The following is a 19,380-nucleotide window of genomic DNA, read 5'->3' as shown; positions in this document are numbered from 1 at the left end:
TATGATTGTTACAGTATTAACATTTTTTGCCAATCTGTTCATCATTGGTAGCATTGTGTATATGTATCAAGTCATCTTTGGACCTATTAATCATCCTTTTTTAATGAAAGCGATGGACCTCTTTCATGTGCGTATCAATTTGGAAAATATTAGCTATGCCGTAGCAGGTACCTCTGTGTTACTTGTGGCGGCACTAGCGCAAATTCCTTGGTTTCATCGCATTACCATGTGGCTCTATGGGGGACGTCGTCCTCTAGGGCAAGAGATAGAGATTCTGCAGATGATTCAGAAGGATATACAAAATCATACGGGTATTGATATGTCGCAATTCGACTGGTTTATCAAAAATGATGATTCTATCAATGCTTTTGCAATGGGGCATAATCGAATTTGTATCAATACGGGGGCTATCATACAGTTGCCTTATGATGAATTATTGGGCATAGTGGCTCATGAAATGGGACATATTCATCATAAAGACGGGGCCTATGGATTTTCTTGTTTCTATATGAACTATTTGGGACAAATGTGCATTCGTGTGTACGAACTATTTGCGCGTGTCATATTATGGATTCAATATTTGCGACTACCGATAATTACATTCATTGTGCAAATCTTCTACCTTTGCGTGGTATTGCAGATACTTTTCATGCAGTGGGTTATTAAAGCGCCTTTGATCATTATTGACTTATTCACAGGTAGACGAGCCGAATATCGGGCAGATAAATATGCTTATGAAATCGGCTTAGGCGCTGAATTACATAATGCATTAGTTACCTTGCGTAATTATACTGCTGAAAGTAGCGAAAGTGGTCTCATGAGTAAACTCTATAGCACACATCCAGCCACAGAAAAACGTATTGAACGATTGCGACACTATGTGGAGGGGAAGTAAGCTCTCATGTATTGGTGCTGAAAATATGATGGAGTTAGCGTATCTATATAATTAAATATAACCATAAAAATACCTAGCTCTATGAATGGATCGTGAGCTAGGTATTTTTGTTCTATAGCCCCTTTATTCGTGAATTATTTCGCTTTATAAGGGTATAGGCCAAATGGTACAATTAACATAGAAAAGTAACTATGAATTTATATTCTATAATCTTATTTTGAAAGTAAATAAGGAGAAAATTTATGGATAATACATTTATAAGATTAAAATCTTTTTTAGAAGATACGAACAATTTTGAAGAACTTTTAGAATCTGATACTCTTATATGGGTCGATCATAGAGAATATGATGAAGATATCATCTTTTATGTAAATGAAAAATTAGAAGATAAGATAGAAATAGTATTAAAAGATAATGGGAAAACTTATGGAGAAGATATTTATTTAAAACATAAAGATAAGTCATTTATGATACCCTATAATGAAAAAATGGATAGAGATACAACCATTAAATCTATAAATGAGTTTATTCAACCCAAGTATGAAATTCGTTTTTGTCTTGAAAGTCTTGGGAATGATACTTTGGCATTTGTGGTATTAACTAAAGATTTATGGAAACAATTAGAAAATGAATTCGACAAAGAAAAAGTAAGATATTATTTTGAAGAAATAAATTTCAAAAGCAAGATGTTTGATATGGATGTGGATACTATTTTTAAAATACGTGGTGAAAGATTAGGAATAGTGTAGAACAATAAATTTTTAAAGGTGTATATATGAAGACAACAAAAGAATGGATTGAAAAATACGAAACAGTAAAACATTTATTAGTTGCCCCTATGAACTATGCAGAAGTTTTTGAAAAAAATGAAATTCATGGAAAAAAATTATTTGTTTTAGAAATGGGAGAAATCATATTTCCTACGGGAGAACTTTTGGTAAGAGATCCTTTGGTTTGGCTGAGTAGAGAAGAAAAACCTTACTTAACCAAAGTACCAAGAGGAAAGTATAGCATTGAAACTTTGGTAGCAGAAATCGAAGAAGAATACTATCGTTATGTACTTACAAGAGTAAAATTCAATGAAAATAATCCTGTAATTTATTACGAAGCTTTAAAAGGTGATGAAAACCTAGAAGGTGTAGATAATGAAAGTGTTTTTGGATTTATGGTTGATGCAGGATTGGCAGCTATAGTTGATGTAGAAACAAGAGATAAATATTGTGATTTTGTAGAGAAGTGGTATAAAGAAAATACTGAAAAAAATATTTATAATGATTTTTTTGCAAAGGAATTTAAAGAAAATGCCATAAAAAATCCAAAATTTCAAAGAGAAGATGGAGATTGGATAAACTTTAAAATCCCTAATACAGATTTATCAATTCCTATGATTCAGTCTGGTTTTGGAGATGGACAGTATCCTGTATATTTTGGGTATGATGAAAAGGGAAATCTTTGTGATATTGTTTTAGAGTATATACCGATAAATTAATTTCAAAGGGGGATATATGGACTATTTATTAAATTGTAAATGTCAATATAAGAATGTATAATTTTGACGATTGATGATTATAATAATCTGTGAAACATAGTGATTCAAATTTTATAAGAAAGGATACCCACTTATGAACAAAGAAATAATGAATAACGAATTTAATTCATTAAAAGAAGATGAAAAAAACAATATAATTAAGGCGCTTCATGAAACAGGAGAGCCTGATAAAATTATCGAACTGTTGAGTGCTGTTCCTTTAGAAAGCCTAAGCAACCTACTTCTTAGTCTACTTGGCGCTTCCTATAATAATGTTGCATCCTATGATAAGGCAATGAAAATCATGGAGTTTATACCGGAGCAAGAAAGAGATGCAAAGTGGTATTACCGATATGGGTATTCACTCCTTCACACAGATTTTCCAATAGCTAGTGACCAAGTGGAAGAGGTACTTGCTATGTTTGATAAAGCCTGTGAAAAAAGCATGGATGATGAAGTAAAGAATTGGTGTGCAGAAGAAATTTTTTACAATTGGAAGCTTCAAGAAACCGTACAGTCAAAAGAAGCATCATTTCCGCATATATATGATTACTATATACATTCTAACTATGCTAACGAAGAAGGTTCTGCATCAGAAGAGGAAACTGTAGGATCATTTTGTGGAAGTGTTTTACTTTCAGAGGATTTATGGGATAAAGAAAAATTAATCAGCGTTTTAAAAGCGGATTGGGGAATTGAACTATCAAAAGAAGATACGGAAGATGAAGATACAATCGTTACCGATTTTGATAAATATAGAATTATAATCAGTAAATTCCCTACACCTGTACCAAATGAAGAAGCTGAAATAAACGCAGAAAATAATTGGATGTGGGAAGAGGCTGTAGAGGTTACAAAGACTCATAAGGCTCACATTATTGTAGCTATTTTGGGGGATGAAGAAGATGTAATATCAAGGGGCATACTTTATACGAAAATCATGGCTACTTGCTGCAAGCAAGAAAACGCCATTGGCGTATTCACATGTGGTGTAGTATTTGAGCCTAGTTATTATATGCAATCTGCTGAGATGATTAGAGATGGGGAGCTTCCAATTTTTACCTGGGTATGGTTCGGCTTATATAGGAGTAAAAATGGGCTATCTACCTACACTTATGGAATGAAAACTTTTGGAAAATTAGAGCTTGAAATCTTAGATGTCGATGAAGAAGCAGGAAAATTGCTATCGTTTATATCTTCAATTTCATCATATGTATTGCAAGATGATGTGGAATTTAAGGATGGAGAAACAATAGGATTTTCTACAGATGATATCCATCAAATCACACGGAGTAAAGGCGTTGCTCTTCCTGATCAGGACACACTAAAGATTTCTTATTAATATTCTTAAAATCCCTCTTGCATAAAAACTTTCATTTATGATAGAATAATACTGTTAATTTGAGATGGTCCTCTGCTTATAAGGTGTAAGTAATGAACGTCTGCAAAATAGGAGGAAAAAATCGTGAATATTATTGATGTATTAGAAAAAGAACAGCTTCGCTCTGACATTCCTGAGTTCCGCGCTGGTGATACTGTAAAAGTACACGTAAAAGTTGTGGAAGGTAGCCGTGAGCGTATTCAGGTTTTCGAAGGTTTAGTAATCAACCGTCAAGGTGGTTCCGTTCGTGAAACTTTCACAGTTCGTCGTATCGCTTCTGGCGTTGGTGTTGAACGTGTATTCCCACTTCACAGCCCACGTCTAGCAAAAATCGAAGTAACTCGTCGCGGTATCGTTCGTCGTGCTAAATTGTACTACTTACGTAGCCTTACTGGTAAAGCTGCTCGTATTCGCGAAAAACGCTAATTTAAAAGGGTTAGCCATGAGACGTAAGTCTATGGCTAGCCTTTTTTTATTTCCTATTGCAAAAACCATATATTTTTATTACTATTACAAATCTTTTCATAGTGCTAAGTACATACTTTCACAGAAATGATGTAATTTGATAGTAGTACCATGATAGATACAAGAATTGCATGGGAATAGACTGATTAAAATAATTGTATAATACAAATAATAGACGAATAGGTGAAGTATGAGTCAAGAAATTTTTCCAGTCGTGCAGTGGTTCCCTGGCCATATGGCCAAAGCCACTCGTATGATTACGGAACATAAAAAGAAAGTAGATGTGGTTATCGAATTATTAGATGCGCGTATTCCACGGAGTAGTGCCAACCCAGTCATCCGAGAATTAGTCGGGGATAAACCACATGTAGTGATTTTAAATAAATGCGATTTGGCAAATCCGAAAGCTACAAAAGAATGGATTGAATTTTTCAAAAATGATGGTATTCATGCCATTGCTATTGATTCTAAAAATGGCAAAGGTAATAAACAGTTAGTAAAAACTGTAGAATCTTTAGCTCAACCAATTATAGATAGATGGTTAAAAAAAGGTATTAAAGGTCGCACAGTGCGCACTATGATTCTAGGGATACCCAATGTAGGAAAATCTACTTTAATTAATAAATTAGCTGGTTCTGCGGCGACAAGAACTGCCAATAAACCTGGTCATACAAGAGGTCAACAATGGGTGAAAGTAGGTAAGAATTTGGAACTGTTGGATACTCCAGGTGTGTTGTGGCCTAAGTTTGAAGACCAACGAGCGGCTGCACGGTTAGCGATGACAGGAGCTATTTCCGATGATGTATATGATTTAGACTCTGTTATCAAGCAGTTATTGGCATATTTAGAAGAGCATGAACCGACATTATTGCATGAACGGTATAAATTGACGGAAGAAGAGCGGACATCGGTAGATACAATGCTAGAAGCAATTGGTCGTCGTCGGGGTTGTTTAGTAAGCGGTGGCGTCGTAGATTATGACAAGGTACGTCGTGTGATCTTAACCGATTACCGCAATAATAAATTGGGATATATTACCTTTGATGGCGTCGATGAGGAGCCGTACTATGTTGACGAAGAGTGAGTTTCAGGAACTTAAAGTTAAAGATATTAAAAATCTATTGCAAGGTGAATGCCCTTTTGATTATGTACAATGGGCATTAGAAGATTCTCGTGAATCTGTGAAACACGCAGCTGGTGTGTATTTACGAAAGCAGAAAAAAGTCTTAGAAGAGCAACAACGTTTGGAAGCTATGTACACCTATGAAGGAAGTTTTTATGAAGAAGGAAAATTTTTAGTAGCTGGTGTTGATGAAGTGGGTAGAGGCCCTATTGCAGGCCCTGTCACAGTAGCCGCTGTTATTTTACCGCTTCATTGCAAGCTAGTAGGATTAAATGATTCTAAAAAGCTGACTCCGGAAAAGCGTGATGTTTTATTTGATCAAATTATGGAGGTAGCAGTAGCTGTACATTGTGTGTCTTATGAGGCAGAGAAAATCGATGCTTTGAACATATATGAGGCTACACGACAAGCCATGTACGAAGCTATACACAATTTGCCTGTACAGGCAGAAGCTGTGCTATCTGATGCCATGAAATTACCAGACTTAGAGGTACCAGTAGAATCTCTGATTAAAGGGGATTCTAAAAGTGCATCTATTGCGGCCGCTTCCATTGTGGCAAAGGTAACACGGGATCGCTTTATGGAAGCTATGGACGAAGAATATCCAGGGTTTGGTTTTGCTATCCATAAAGGGTATTATACAGATGTGCATAAGCAGGCTATTAAAGACTTAGGGATTACTCCCTTGCATCGACATAGTTTTGAACCTATCAAATCCATTGTGGCAGGTAAACCAGTAGAAGATATATAGACATGAGTAAAACTAAATAGATATATATATACAAAGCATCCTTATAGATCGACTTTATAAGGGTGCTTTTTATTTTTCATTCAATTTATAACCTCATATTTAAATATATCAATAGATTATAACGCTCTTAGTGCTACACACTCTTAACAGTGTAGTATGTGATGTTTACATTCTTTCAAAATGAAAGTAAGGTAGAACTAAGGAGGTAATTATGAATCATATAGAATTAGGACGCTATGGGGAAACGCTAGCGGCAAAGTATTTAGACAAGCATGGTTACCAAGTGTTGGAGAGAAACTTACGATACCGTTTTGGGGAAGTTGATATCATTGCTATGCAAGATGCAGGGCTTATTGTGGTGGAAGTGAAAACAAGAAGAAGTAGGACGTATGGTATGCCTTGTGAGGCTGTAAACTGGAAAAAGAAACAACATATACGGAGCGTTATTTCTATGTTTTTGGCTACACGTGACATTCATTATGAATACATTCGTTTTGATGTTATAGAGGTGTATGTACCACAGGATGGAGAACCACAAATACGGCAAATGAAAGGATGTAAGCTATAGGAGATAGGAGGAGTATCATGTATGCAAAAACCTATGGAGTTTGTATTAATGGCATAGATGGATATGTTGTGACCGTTGAAGTTGATATTAGTCCAGGCTTACCTAGTTTTGATATTGTTGGGCTACCAGCTACATCTGTAAAAGAAGCAAAAGAGCGAGTTCGGTCTGCCATAAAGAATGGTGGTTTTGAGTTTCCTATGAAACGAATTGTGGTCAATCTAGCACCTGCTCATATTCGGAAAGATGGATCTTCCTTAGACTTAGCGATTGCGATGGGTATTAGAAGAAGGCAAATCTAAGAAAAGAGGATCTGTTGCTGATTCTCAACATGTGTTTATAGGGGAGCTTTCATTAGACGGTTCGTTACAGCCAGTAATCGGTATGTTATCTATGGTGATGAGTGTATCAAATCCTACATTTCACAAGGTAGAAGCCATGCAGAGTATATCTACTATTAGAGATATCATTGTTCCAAAAAGAAATAGTGACGAAGCAAAAGCCGGATCTTCATTGCCGGTACTAGGGATGAATACATTAGCTCAAGTTGTAGAGGTCGTACAACGTCCAGAAAATATAGAAACCTATATGGAGTCATCTTCAGTAGTAGAAGAGCCATTATTACAGAAGGAAGATACGAATGATGAAATATTGGACTTATGTGATGTAAAAGGTCAGGCGATGGGGAAACGTGCTCTTGCAATTGCAGCAGCTGGTGGACATCATCTATTAATGACTGGTCCTCCTGGATCTGGAAAAACGATGTTAGCGAAACGGTTACCCTATTTATTACCCCCTTTATCTCGAGAAGAGCAGTTAGAAGTGAGTCGAATCTATAGTGTTATGGGATTATTAACACGTGGTCGTTTAATGGAGCAACGCCCTTTTAGGAGCCCTCATCATACAAGCACCCTCGTCGCGATGGCTGGTGGTGGTCAATTGCCGCGACCAGGGGAGATCACACTAGCACATAAGGGAGTTTTATTTTTAGATGAAGCACCTGAATTTCGACGACCTGTTATAGAAGTTCTACGACAGCCTTTAGAGGAACGCCAGGTTCATATTGCTAGAATCGGCATGGCTACTACCTATCCTAGTGATTGCATTGTTGTGATGGCTATGAATCCTTGCCCTTGTGGTTGGTTTGGCACCAATGAAGATCATCAATGTACATGTACGGCCACACAGATCCAACGCTATCAACGAGCCTTATCGGGTCCTATTTTAGATCGGATGGATTTAATCGTTCCCATCGAAAGACCTACATTAACAGATATACATGGGCCTAAAGATACTATGACCACGTCATATATTCGTGAATGTGTCATTCGAGCTAGGGAGATTCAAATGAAACGCTATAAAGGAACTAACATCCAGGTCAATGCTCATATGAGTCATGGTGATATAGAAAAATTCGGAGCACTTTCAGAGGAAGGAAAAGAATTATTAGACTCTGCATTTACTACATTGCATTTAAGTCTACGTAGTTATGATCGAATCATTAAGGTAGCTAGAACCATTGCTGATTTAGAAACATCAGATTGCATTGAACCGCATCATATTGCTGAGGCCTTGAGTTATCGTCAAGTTCAGGAGGGATTGTAATATGAAAGAGGAAATCTATACTAGCGCCTTACAACATGTGAATGGATTGGGTAATGCCAGCCTAGAGCATTTGTTGACCTATTATCAAAGTGCGAAGGAAGCATGGCATCATGTGATTCATCATAGTGTTGATCCATCCTTAGGCTGTACCTACGAATTATACGATGAAAATCATAGGCCGATTGATGAAACCTATTTGCAACAATTAGAAGAAGATTTAGAACGATATAATATACAGGTTATTACAAGAGAATCGTCTATGTATCCTTCATCTTTGTTAGAAATCTACCATAGTCCAATGGTGCTTTATGGAAGAGGGAATATAGAAGTATTAACATCTATGGAGAAATCTATCGCCATGGTAGGAGCTAGAAAATGCTCTACCTATGGTGTACAAGTAGCTCGATATTTTGGTAGATCCTTATCGAATCTTGGTGTAATTATTGTTAGCGGTGGGGCTATGGGGATTGATCGGGCAAGTCACGAAGGCGCATTACAGGGTCAGACTCCAACGATAGCTGTTATGGGATGTGGTCTCAATGTGGTGTATCCAAGGAGTAATCGCTCGTTATTTTTAGAGATTTTAGATAATGAGGGTTTATTATTATCAGAATATGGACCGCATATACAAGCTAAAGCACATCATTTTCCTCTGCGGAATCGAATTATTAGCGGTATGACAAGAGGTACTATTGTGGTGGAAGCAAAGGCGAGCAGTGGATCTCTCATCACCGCAGATATGGCTATCAATGAAGGTAGAGATGTATTTACTATACCAGGAAATGTATTGACGCATACCTGTGATGGTAACCACTGGTTAATCCAACAAGGTGCTACTGTTTTAACAGATCCTGAACAAGTCATGCATGAATATGGTTGGCAAAAGGCCACAAAGTATAGTAACATGGAGGGTAGCAAAGAATGTCATATGAATGATGAAGAACAAGTAATATTGTCTTCTATGAATCCAAGTGGTGTCACTACTATTGAGGAATTGATAGGAAGCACAGGGTACACTTTATCTTCTCTTCATAGTTTGTTGTTACAATTAGAGCTCAAAAAGTTGATTATGCATACCGCTCAAGGGTATGTCATTCAAGTTTAGAGGAGGAAATGATTCTTGGCCATTACTAGATCCTTTGTGACGGGAACGAAACAAAAAGATAAAGAGACAACTACAGATGCAAAACAGCGCACAAAAGCACCAGAGCCTAGACCTTTGGTGATGCGTCCTGAGCCTATCACGATGGAGGCTACAAGAGCTTATAATGATGAAGGTAAAACGTTGATTATTGTGGAATCACCTGCCAAGTCAAATACAATTGAAAAGTTTCTTGGTGAAGACTATGTGGTCAAAGCAAGTATGGGGCATCTGCGAGACTTACCTAAGATGCAAATGGGTGTATCTATTGGAAATGGATTCTTACCACGCTATTTAAATGTACCAGGTAGAAAAGCAGTGATCGAAGATTTGCGTAAAGAAGCAGATAAAGCAAAAGCTATCTATTTGGCCACTGACCCTGACCGTGAAGGAGAGGCTATATCGTGGCATTTGGCCCATATTTTAAATATGGATGGAACTACACCATGTCGTGTTACTTTTAATGAGATTACTAAACATGCTATTCAAGAGGCAATGGAGCATCCTAGACCTATTGATATGCATATGGTTGATGCGCAACAAGCGCGTCGTGTGTTAGATAGAATTGTAGGCTACAAATTAAGCCCTTTATTGTGGAAAAAAATTTGTAAAGGTCTTAGTGCTGGTCGAGTACAATCAGTAGCAGTACGGATTATTTGTGATCGTGAACGAGAGATACAGGCCTTTGTACCAGAAGAATATTGGACCATAGAAGGTCAGTATAAGACAAGTACCAAAGAAACGTTTGACGTAGTAGTGACGCATAAAGGGGAAGATAAATTAAGTATCTCTAATGAAGAAGAAAGCACTGCAGTTTTAGAAGATATTCGCGATAGAAAGGCGACTGTTCGAACTGTAGAAACACGTCAGCGTAGTAGAAAAGCGCCAGCCCCTTTTACGACATCCACGATGCAACAAGATGGTGTACGTAAGCTAAATATGAATGCTAAGCGTGTGATGGCAGCAGCGCAACATTTGTATGAAGGTAAAGAAATTGGTGGCTATGGCCATGTGGGATTGATTACTTATATGCGTACTGACTCCACAAGGGTTTCAAAAGATATGCAACAGGCAGCTAAATCATATATTCTAAAAACATTTGGACCAGATTTTTATCCATCAAAACCGAATATATTTGGCACAAAAGCTAATGCTCAAGATGCACATGAAGCCATTCGCCCTACTATGTTAGAACTACCACCTAAAGCGGTAGCTTCTTATTTAACCAGTGATGAATTAAAGTTGTATACATTAATTTGGAATCGTTTTTTAGCTAGCCAAATGGCACCACAAAAAAATGAAACGGTGACAGTACAATTTGAAATAGATGACTATACATTAAAAACTACTGGGAGTCGTGTATTATTTGCGGGGTTCACAGAGGTTTATGAGGACACTAAAAAAGAAGAGGACCATATGTTGCCGCATTTTGCAGAGGGAGACATAGTAGAACCTATTTCTATGGATGGAGTTCAACATTTTACACAACCACCAAGTCGATATTCAGAGGCTGGCCTTATAAAAGTGTTGGAGGAACAAGGTATTGGACGTCCAAGTACATATGCAGCCACAATTGACACGATCTTAAAACGAAATTATGTAGAGCGTAAGGATAAACAATTTATACCTACAGAGTTAGGATTTGCTGTGGTAGAGTTTTTGACGTCCCATTTTGGAGAGTTCATTAATACAAAGTTTACGGCTTCTATGGAAGAAGATTTAGACCATATTGCACAAGGTACCAATTTTTATGAAGCTGTTATTCATAAATTTTACGAAGGATTTGAAAAAGAATTATATGAGGCTGAGTCTGCTGAAAAAATACAAATTGAGGCAGAAAAAAGTGGGATTCTTTGTGAAAAATGTGGCCATGATATGGTATATAAACTAGGCCCATATGGTAAATATTTGGCATGTTCAAACTATCCAAATTGCCGAAATATTAAATCCATTACCGTTAGCACAGGCGTCATGTGCCCTAAGTGTAAAAAACATGAGATTTTAGAGCGCAAATCAAAACGTGGTCGTCTGTTTTATGGGTGTGAAGGGTACCCAGACTGTGACTTTACGATGTGGGATAAACCAATCAATGCAACCTGCCCCGTTTGCGGTAGCTTAATGGCTGAAAAAGTATATAAAAATGGTACGACGAAACAGTTTTGCTCTAATGCAGACTGCGAAACTAGACCAAAACGTAAACCTAGAACAAAGAAAGAAGATAAAGAATGAATGAATATGTAACTATTATTGGCGCTGGTCTGGCTGGATCAGAGGCGGCGTATCAACTGGCTAAACGAGGGATTCCAGTACATTTATATGAAATGCGCCCTAAAGTCTCTTCACCGGCACATCATACCGATCAATTTGCAGAGCTCGTGTGTTCTAACTCGCTTCGGGCGAATACGATTGAAAATGCAGTAGGTCTTTTAAAAGAAGAAATGCGTCGTCTAGATTCCTTGATTATGGAATCTGCGGATGCCACACAGGTACCAGCAGGTGGTGCCTTGGCCGTAGATCGTCATGCCTTTAGTGAAAGAGTCACAACACGTATCAAAGAACACCCATTAATCACAGTGATTCATGAAGAAGTGACTGAGATTCCAACAGAAGGAATTGTCATCTTTGCTAGTGGTCCATTAACATCTGAAGCTTTAGGGGCTAAAATCAAAGCCTTAACAGGATCAAAGGATTTTTACTTCTATGATGCTGCAGCACCGATAGTTACAGCTGAGTCATTGAATTATGACAAAGTATTTGCCGCATCCCGATATGATAAAGGTGATGCAGATTATTTGAACTGTCCTATGACAAAAGAAGAATATGATGCTTTTTATGAAGCCTTAACTACAGCTGATGTGGTGCAACCAAAAGACTTTGAAAAAGAAATCTATTTTGAAGGCTGTATGCCGGTTGAAATTATGGCATCCCGTGGGGTGGATACATTGCGATATGGACCATTAAAACCAGTAGGGCTTGTAGATCCTCGGAACAATATTGAGTGGCATGCAGTGGTACAATTACGTAAAGAAAATAAAGAAGCTACTATGTATAATTTAGTGGGCTTTCAAACCCATTTAAAATGGGGAGAGCAAAAGAGAGTCTTCCAAATGATTCCAGGGCTAGAAAATGCAGAGTTCATTCGTTATGGCGTGATGCATCGTAATACGTACATCAATTCTCCTGAGTTATTGAATCATGCATTTCAATTAAAGTCGGATACTCGTTTGTTCTTTGCCGGTCAAATGACAGGTGTAGAAGGATATTTAGAATCAGCCGCAGCAGGTATGATGGCAGCCATTCAAATAGCTCGTATGCTTCGTGGAAAAGAGTTTGTTACGTTCCCTAAAACAACAGCATTAGGTGGATTAAGCCACTATATTAGTGCCTATGAAGGATCGAACTTCCAACCTATGAATATAAATTTTGGTATTATGGAACCTTGGGGGGCAAAAGTACGTAAGAAAAAAGAAAAGAATGCATTGATTGCGCAACGTGCGTTAGAAGAATTAGATGCATTAATTACAGCAGAAGACGTATTGTCTTAGATAAGAAAAAGAGGAAAGGTGTTGTTATATACATCCTTTCCTCTTTGTATTATTTTTGTTTTTTGCCTTTCACTGTAGGGAATACATGTGTATCTGTTGTTCCTTTATAGTGTAGATATAGCCAGATCCCAAATGATATAGCCATTACAATTAAACTAGTAATTTGTGCAGATTTAAATCCCAAGGTTAAGTTGACATAGTCACCTCGTAAGAATTCTAGGAAGAAGCGCAACCCAGAATATAAGAAGGCATATAGGCAAAAGATTTGACCCTTTTTGTGAGGGAATACATTTGCTAATAATAAAATGACAAATAAAATGATATCGATTTGACCTTCCCAAATCTCTGCTGGCCATAGGGGTTGATTACCATATGTGCGATAGGCTAGAGTAGTCTCTGGATAAATGATGCCATAATTACCACCTGTTGGATGTCCAAAGGCATCACCATTCATTAGATTGGCCATACGTCCCACAGACTGACCAACCATGAGTGCTGGAGCAAATAGATCAGCGAATGCCCAAGGATCCACATTGTGTTTTTTTAAATAATAGATACCTGCTATAGCACCTAATAACACGCCACCTTGGATAGCCATACCACCTTGCCATACATAGGGGATTTCTAATATATGATTATGGTAGTATCCCCAATCGAAGAAGAATACATCCCATAAGCGAGCACCGATGATCCCGGCAATAGCAACAGTAATCGTAAAGTCAACCATGTGCGTTTCCCAACCACGGCCATCTTTTTTCATAATAAAATAGCCCACAATGGCGGCACTAATAATACCTAATGCCAATAATAGACCATAGGCGCGAATAGGAAACTCTCCTATAAAGAATAAATATTGATGCATACATCCTCCTTTTATATTTTCTGTTTATAGTATTACGATATATCCTACCATTGTAGTGTATCATAAAATGTCTGTAATTACGATAGAAGACTCTATGTTTCTAATGATTATATTGATAGTTTTATAATAAAGTTGTGGATATTTTAGATATAGTGTTTCTATCTATGGTATAATATACTAGTTATCCAGTTTGGGAACTATATATACTTTCAATAAAAGAATGATAGATTACGAAATATTTAATGAGCTTATAATTAGTTAAAGAACAACGGTGTAGATGCATACGGAATTGTATGCTGATAGGAGCTATTATGAAACGTATACAGTGTATAAAAAGTATCATCTTAGGTGTATCTCTTTGGGTTGTAGTAGGAGGATATCACCAAGTAGAAGCAATGATTCATATTCCTTACGGTCAAGCTTCACAGGAAACTGTACAAGTAGGAACAGATGTTAAGAAGGTACAATATAAGGGACATATGCTGCATGTTCCTGTAAGACAAGAGATAACATTGCCGATTACGATAGTATTTGATCCTTTTGTATCTGAACCAAAGTATGAAGGTAAGTATGTACAGTCTGGTACATCAATTATCTCGCCTAGCTGGTTTGAATTGGAGCTAAAAGGATTAAAAGAAAGTTCTAAGTTATCCTATGAATATGTTAAAGAATACACGAACAAAGGATATCGAGTATGGCCCTTAATTACAAATCAGTTTAATCCTGATTTGACAAGTAAAATATTAAAAAATGAATCTCTATGGGAACGGTATAAACAAGGGCTTGTGAATTATGCTGTTGAATATGGATATGATGGGTACAATTTTGACTTTGAAAATATCCATTACAAAGATAAAGCGCAGATGGCAAAGTTTGTTGATTTTCTGGCCAAAGGATTACGTGATAATAACTTATATTCATCTATTGATATTACAGGATATTCAGACAGTGAGAATTGGTCTAAGTCCTATGATCGTAAAAGCTACGCGGACTCCGTAGATTATGTGATACTTATGGCCTATGATGAAACTTGGGCATCCAGTGATAAGGCAGGTCCAGTAGCATCCTATCCATGGGTTCGAAACCATGCAGAAACAGTATTGTCAGAAGTACCTAACTCAAAACTTATCTTAGGGGTGCCATTTTATATGAGAGAATGGACTATTCCGGTAAAAGGTTCTTGGCAAGGGAGAGCTAAAGGTAAAACTTTGGCTATGACGAAAGCATTAGCATTAGAAGAAACTTTTAAAGAGGCAATACGTTGGGATGATAAGCTAAAAGCTAATTATGTAACTTTCACTAATACGAATGGTACATATGGTATATATGATGAAACAAAACCATATGAAGGGTCTATTACTAAAATTTGGTTTGAAGATCCTCAATCGTTAAGCTATAAAATGTCAATCGTGAATGATCTTAATTTAGCTGGTGTAGCCGCCTGGAGGAAAGGATTTGAATCACCAGAAGCATGGCCGGTTATTAGTTATGCGTTAGACAGCGTGTATCACAAAGATGGTGTGAAACAGACTGAACCTAGTGCTTTGGAAAAGTTAGAAAAACAAGAAACAAAGACAAAAGCATCTCAAAGTAAGAAAGATAATAAAGACAAGAAAAAAGATAAGAAAGAAAAAGATAAGAAACAAAAAGATAAGAAAAAAGATAAGAAACATAAAGATAAGCAAGAAGATATAAAGGATAGCACAGGAACACGTTCTACAACGATTGTAAAAGATGGTAAAGAAGTGGTATTAACATTTAAGAGGAAATAAGTTGTAGCTTATAAAAAATCTTTGCATATTGGGCGATAATTAGAGTATACTTAAATGTAATAAATCATACAAATGAGGAGGCATAGCATGTACGAGAAATACGTGGCACAAGATATTGAAAAGAAATGGCAAACATATTGGGAAGAATCAGGTGTTTTTAAAACGGAATATGATCCAAGTAAAGAAAAATATTATGTGTTAGAGATGTTCCCATATCCATCTGGCAATTTGCATATGGGACATGTGCGTAATTATTCTATTGGTGATGTGGTAGCACGTTTCAAAAAAATGCGTGGTTTTAATGTGTTGCATCCAATGGGATGGGATGCTTTTGGTATGCCTGCAGAAAATGCAGCTATTAAACATGGTGTATCTCCAAAAGATTGGACATTAGATAATATTGCCAACATGACACGTCAACAAAAAGAGTTGGGTTTATCCTATGATTGGGGTCGTGAAGTAGCTACATGTAAAGACGATTATTATCGCTGGACACAATGGTTATTCCAACAATTTTATAAACAAGGCTTAGCCTATAAAAAAGAAGCAAAAGTTAACTGGTGTGAACACGACCACACAGTATTGGCGAATGAACAAGTTATCGACGGAAAATGTTGGCGCTGTGACAATGATGTGGTGAAAAAGGACTTGAAACAATGGTTCTTAAAAATCACTGATTATGCAGATCGTTTGCTAGAAGATTTAGATACATTAGACCAATGGCCAGATCGCGTAAAAGCAATGCAGCGCAATTGGATTGGTCGTAGTGAAGGCACTCAATTTGCGTTCCATGTGCCTAAAATTGATAAATCCTTTGAGGTATATACAACACGTGTAGATACTTTATTTGGTGTGTCCTATGTGGTGTTAGCTCCTGAGCATGCATATGTAAAAGAATTGATTCAAGATGCATCTAATAAAGCAGAATTAGAAGCTTTCATTGAAACATTGCGTAACCAAAGTGATATTGAACGTACTTCTACAGAAGCAGAGAAAGTAGGTATGTTTACTGGTTCCTATGCGACACACCCTATTACGGGCAAAGAAGTGCCAATTTGGATTGCTAACTATGTACTAGCAGACTATGGTACTGGTGCTGTTATGGGTGTTCCAGCTCATGATGAAAGAGACTATGCCTTTGCGAAAAAATATGATTTACCTGTGAATTGGGTCATCCAAAATAGTGCTCAAGATTTGGACTTCCAAACGTTAGATTCTGCCTTTACAGAAGATGGTATATTGGTGAACTCCGGCGACTTCAGTGGTAAAACTTCTGAAGAAGCTCGTCAAGCATTAGGTGATTATTTTACAGAACAAGGCACAGGCCGTAAAACTGTAAACTTCCGCCTTCGTGACTGGTTGATTTCTCGCCAACGCTATTGGGGCTGTCCAATTCCTGTGGTGTACTGTGAAAAATGTGGAGAACAATTAGTTCCAGAAGATCAATTACCAGTAAAACTTCCAGAAGATGTTTCTTTTGATGGTGGTGCAATTTCTCCATTAGCTACATCTGAAAACTTCTTAAACACGACATGTCCATGCTGCGGTGGTCCTGCTCGACGTGAAATTGATACAATGGATACATTTATTGATTCCTCTTGGTATTTCTTACGCTATGCAGATGCTCGTAATGATAAAGAAGTATTCAATAAAGAAATCGCAAAATACTGGATGAATGTAGACCAATACATTGGTGGCATTGAACACGCTATCTTGCATTTATTATATGCTCGTTTCTTTGTTAAAGTATTACATGACATTGGTTTAGTAGAAGTAAGTGAACCTTTCAAAGCCTTGTTAACACAAGGTATGGTGCTAAAAGAAGGTTCTAAAATGTCTAAATCTAAAGGCAATGTAGTATCTCCAGAAGAAATCATTGCGAAATATGGTGCAGATACAGCTCGTTTATTTATTTTATTCGCAGCGCCAGTAGATCGTGACCTCGATTGGAGCGATCAAGGGGTAGAAGGTTCGTATCGTTTCTTAGGTCGTGTATGGCGTATCATCGATACATATCAACAATTAGGCACAGCGGGTCATCATGATAGCTTATCTAAAGATGAAACTGCATTGCGTCGTGAATTACATCGCGCTATTAAAAAAGTAACAGAAGATTTAGATGGTAAATTCAATTTTAATACTGCCATCAGCACCGTTATGGAATTGGTAAATGCTATGTACCAATTTAAAGATAGTCATGATACAGTACAAAGCGATTTGGCGAAAGAGTTAGTTGAAAAATTAACATTATTGCTAGCTCCATTTGTTCCACATATTACAGAAGAAATCTGGCATGAATGTGGATTTGAAGGTTCTGTTCATGCGGCTTCTTGGCCTACCTATGAAGAATCTGCACTTGTAGTAGATGAAGTAGAAGTAGCTGTACAAGTGAATGGTAAAGTACGTGATAAATTGACAGTATCAGTATCTGTATCTAAAGAAGAGTTAGAAGCAGCAGCGAAAGCATTGCCACGTGTACAAGAATTTACAGAAGGTAAAACTGTTGTAAAAGTCATTGTAGTACCTAAAAAATTAATTAATATTGTCGTAAAATAAGTCGAGGTTCCCCATGGAAAAGCGCAAGGACTATATTAGTTGGGATGAATATTTTATGGGCGTTGCCATGCTTGCAGGGCAGCGTTCCAAAGACCCTAATACACAAGTAGGGGCTTGCATTGTTAGCGATGATAATAAAATTTTATCTATCGGTTATAACGGTATGCCTTTAGGTTGTGATGATGATGATTTTTCTTGGAATCGTAATCGCGAAGAAGACAATAAATACTTTTATATTGTTCATAGTGAACTGAATGCGATTTTAAATTATCGAGGTGGTTCTTTAGAAGGCAGTAAAATCTATGTCACCTTGTTCCCTTGTAATGAATGTGCAAAAGCTATCATTCAAAGTGGTATTAAAGAAGTTATCTATTGGCGTGATGATTACAAGGATACTCGGGAAGTGCAAGCATCAAAACGGTTATTTCAAACTGCCGGTGTTACTATTACTGCCTATGAGCCAAGTGGTAGACGCTTATCATTGCAGCTATAATTGAATAGTCTAACCATATATTAATAAGGCTGAAATCTAGATAGGATATATTTAGACTCAGCCTTTTATCTATCAATTTTATAATACCGAACAAAATAACGGCTAGTTTCCATGAGTAACTAGCCGTTTCTATGTTCGATATTATTTTTTTGTACCCATCACTTTTTTTAGAGCATTTACTCCTTTGCTAGTGATGTTCTTACCTGTTTTTGTCAAGCGAGTTCGAGTACGTGTTACTCGCCCCATAGTAGTTAATGAAGATTGTTTACGAGGTTTCATATCTCGTTCATTGCCAAAGTCACCACGACGAATACTAGTAGCTTTTACTTTTTCAGATCCTACAGAGCGTTGTAGTTCTTTCATAATAACTTTTGTTTCTACAGATCGTTCAAATGTATAAATATCTGCTGCTACATAACCAATTTGTGGATAGGCATGAAGAATGACATGGCAGTGGTGAGATACTGCAACTAAGAAAATTTCGTCATCTAAAATTTGGCAGTTAATTTCTTCTACTCTTTGATTTGTAATAGCCAGAGCATTCACAATGGCTTCTTGTAAAATAGCAGGAGATTCTATTTTTTCGTCAATACATGAATATAAATCGATTAATACATGTTCCCCTAATACGTGCATTTTGTCACCTACTTTCATTTCCTTATCTATTATATAAGAAAAATATAATTTTGTAAATTTAT

At 37.0% G+C, this 19,380-nt stretch carries 16 protein-coding genes and 1 pseudogene; 15 read left to right on the top strand and 2 right to left on the bottom strand.

Annotation, left to right across the window (positions count from 1 at the left end):
• Position 1: 1 nt before the first annotated feature.
• From EO115_RS01875 to trmFO, 12 genes and pseudogenes are all read left to right on the top strand, one after another.
• Entirely contained in the window at positions 2-895 is an 894-nt protein-coding gene (locus EO115_RS01875; protein ID WP_126937294.1) for a zinc metalloprotease HtpX, read from the top strand.
• A 242-nt stretch (positions 896-1,137) separates the two neighbouring features.
• Complete coding sequence (locus EO115_RS01870; protein WP_126937293.1) at positions 1,138-1,644, top strand: hypothetical protein; 507 nt, start codon at positions 1,138-1,140, stop codon at positions 1,642-1,644.
• 26 nt (positions 1,645-1,670) lie between these two features.
• A complete protein-coding gene (locus EO115_RS01865; RefSeq protein ID WP_126937292.1) occupies positions 1,671-2,384 on the top strand; it encodes a DUF4241 domain-containing protein in 714 nt (237 codons plus the stop codon).
• Between the two features lie 133 nt (positions 2,385-2,517).
• Positions 2,518-3,765, top strand: a complete 1,248-nt coding sequence (locus tag EO115_RS01860; RefSeq protein ID WP_240628897.1) for a DUF4261 domain-containing protein — start codon at positions 2,518-2,520, stop codon at positions 3,763-3,765.
• Positions 3,766-3,888: 123 nt separating this feature from the next.
• Complete coding sequence (gene rplS, locus EO115_RS01855; RefSeq protein WP_062402893.1) at positions 3,889-4,230, top strand: 50S ribosomal protein L19; 342 nt, start codon at positions 3,889-3,891, stop codon at positions 4,228-4,230.
• A gap of 229 nt (positions 4,231-4,459) precedes the next feature.
• Positions 4,460-5,353 (top strand): ribosome biogenesis GTPase YlqF, encoded by an 894-nt coding sequence (gene ylqF, locus EO115_RS01850; RefSeq protein WP_126937291.1) that lies wholly within the window; start codon positions 4,460-4,462, stop codon positions 5,351-5,353.
• The gene (locus EO115_RS01845) at positions 5,340-6,143 is read left to right on the top strand and encodes a ribonuclease HII (RefSeq protein ID WP_126937376.1); all 804 of its coding nucleotides are present in this window, start codon (positions 5,340-5,342) and stop codon (positions 6,141-6,143) included. Before ylqF ends, EO115_RS01845 begins: the two co-directional genes overlap by 14 nt.
• Before the next feature lie 211 nt (positions 6,144-6,354).
• Positions 6,355-6,711 carry a YraN family protein gene (locus tag EO115_RS01840; RefSeq protein ID WP_126937290.1) on the top strand — a complete coding sequence of 119 codons (357 nt, stop codon included), beginning with the start codon at positions 6,355-6,357 and terminating at the stop codon, positions 6,709-6,711.
• 17 nt (positions 6,712-6,728) lie between these two features.
• Positions 6,729-8,313 (top strand): annotated as a pseudogene (locus EO115_RS01835) (YifB family Mg chelatase-like AAA ATPase).
• A 1-nt stretch (position 8,314) separates the two neighbouring features.
• Positions 8,315-9,418 (top strand): DNA-processing protein DprA, encoded by a 1,104-nt coding sequence (gene dprA / locus EO115_RS01830; RefSeq protein WP_126937289.1) that lies wholly within the window; start codon positions 8,315-8,317, stop codon positions 9,416-9,418.
• 15 nt (positions 9,419-9,433) lie between these two features.
• Complete coding sequence (topA, locus tag EO115_RS01825; protein WP_371413235.1) at positions 9,434-11,683, top strand: type I DNA topoisomerase; 2,250 nt, start codon at positions 9,434-9,436, stop codon at positions 11,681-11,683.
• Complete coding sequence (trmFO, locus tag EO115_RS01820; RefSeq protein WP_126937288.1) at positions 11,680-12,999, top strand: methylenetetrahydrofolate--tRNA-(uracil(54)-C(5))-methyltransferase (FADH(2)-oxidizing) TrmFO; 1,320 nt, start codon at positions 11,680-11,682, stop codon at positions 12,997-12,999. The genes topA and trmFO overlap by 4 nt, the downstream gene beginning before the upstream one ends.
• Before the next feature lie 49 nt (positions 13,000-13,048).
• Here the strand turns inward: trmFO and lgt are convergent, their stop codons facing one another.
• Positions 13,049-13,861 carry a prolipoprotein diacylglyceryl transferase gene (lgt, locus tag EO115_RS01815; RefSeq protein WP_126937287.1) on the bottom strand — a complete coding sequence of 271 codons (813 nt, stop codon included), beginning with the start codon at positions 13,859-13,861 and terminating at the stop codon, positions 13,049-13,051.
• Positions 13,862-14,172: 311 nt separating this feature from the next.
• On the opposite strand from lgt, the gene EO115_RS01810 reads away from it, so the two are divergent.
• From EO115_RS01810 to EO115_RS01800, 3 genes are all read left to right on the top strand, one after another.
• Entirely contained in the window at positions 14,173-15,633 is a 1,461-nt protein-coding gene (locus EO115_RS01810) for a glycosyl hydrolase family 18 protein (RefSeq protein WP_164724029.1), read from the top strand.
• Between the two features lie 87 nt (positions 15,634-15,720).
• Positions 15,721-18,189 carry a leucine--tRNA ligase gene (gene leuS, locus EO115_RS01805; RefSeq protein ID WP_126937285.1) on the top strand — a complete coding sequence of 823 codons (2,469 nt, stop codon included), beginning with the start codon at positions 15,721-15,723 and terminating at the stop codon, positions 18,187-18,189.
• A 13-nt stretch (positions 18,190-18,202) separates the two neighbouring features.
• Entirely contained in the window at positions 18,203-18,682 is a 480-nt protein-coding gene (locus EO115_RS01800; RefSeq protein WP_126937284.1) for a dCMP deaminase family protein, read from the top strand.
• A gap of 141 nt (positions 18,683-18,823) precedes the next feature.
• Here EO115_RS01800 and EO115_RS01795 read toward each other — a convergent pair whose 3' ends face one another.
• Positions 18,824-19,318, bottom strand: coding sequence for an S-adenosylmethionine decarboxylase family protein (locus EO115_RS01795; protein ID WP_164724028.1), 495 nt, complete (start codon positions 19,316-19,318; stop codon positions 18,824-18,826).
• Positions 19,319-19,380 lie beyond the last annotated feature (62 nt).

Source organism: Veillonella sp. CHU740, assembly GCF_003992055.1.
Classification (GTDB): Bacteria; Bacillota; Negativicutes; order Veillonellales; family Veillonellaceae; genus F0422.
This window is presented reverse-complemented; position numbering and strand designations above follow the sequence as displayed.

What these genes read in the sequence shown, in the direction of transcription:
- trmFO (WP_126937288.1), top strand. Translation starts at nt 11,680, where the DNA reads ATGAATGAATATGTAACTATTATTGGCGCTGGTCTGGCTGGATCAGAG.
- EO115_RS01840 (WP_126937290.1), top strand. Translation starts at nt 6,355, where the DNA reads ATGAATCATATAGAATTAGGACGCTATGGGGAAACGCTAGCGGCAAAG.
- EO115_RS01860 (WP_240628897.1), top strand. Translation starts at nt 2,518, where the DNA reads ATGAACAAAGAAATAATGAATAACGAATTTAATTCATTAAAAGAAGAT.
- EO115_RS01875 (WP_126937294.1), top strand. Translation starts at nt 2, where the DNA reads ATGATTGTTACAGTATTAACATTTTTTGCCAATCTGTTCATCATTGGT.
- EO115_RS01810 (WP_164724029.1), top strand. Translation starts at nt 14,173, where the DNA reads ATGAAACGTATACAGTGTATAAAAAGTATCATCTTAGGTGTATCTCTT.
- EO115_RS01865 (WP_126937292.1), top strand. Translation starts at nt 1,671, where the DNA reads ATGAAGACAACAAAAGAATGGATTGAAAAATACGAAACAGTAAAACAT.
- EO115_RS01870 (WP_126937293.1), top strand. Translation starts at nt 1,138, where the DNA reads ATGGATAATACATTTATAAGATTAAAATCTTTTTTAGAAGATACGAAC.
- EO115_RS01795 (WP_164724028.1), bottom strand. Translation starts at nt 19,318, where the DNA reads ATGCACGTATTAGGGGAACATGTATTAATCGATTTATATTCATGTATT.
- lgt (WP_126937287.1), bottom strand. Translation starts at nt 13,861, where the DNA reads ATGCATCAATATTTATTCTTTATAGGAGAGTTTCCTATTCGCGCCTAT.
- EO115_RS01800 (WP_126937284.1), top strand. Translation starts at nt 18,203, where the DNA reads ATGGAAAAGCGCAAGGACTATATTAGTTGGGATGAATATTTTATGGGC.
- leuS (WP_126937285.1), top strand. Translation starts at nt 15,721, where the DNA reads ATGTACGAGAAATACGTGGCACAAGATATTGAAAAGAAATGGCAAACA.
- dprA (WP_126937289.1), top strand. Translation starts at nt 8,315, where the DNA reads ATGAAAGAGGAAATCTATACTAGCGCCTTACAACATGTGAATGGATTG.
- ylqF (WP_126937291.1), top strand. Translation starts at nt 4,460, where the DNA reads ATGAGTCAAGAAATTTTTCCAGTCGTGCAGTGGTTCCCTGGCCATATG.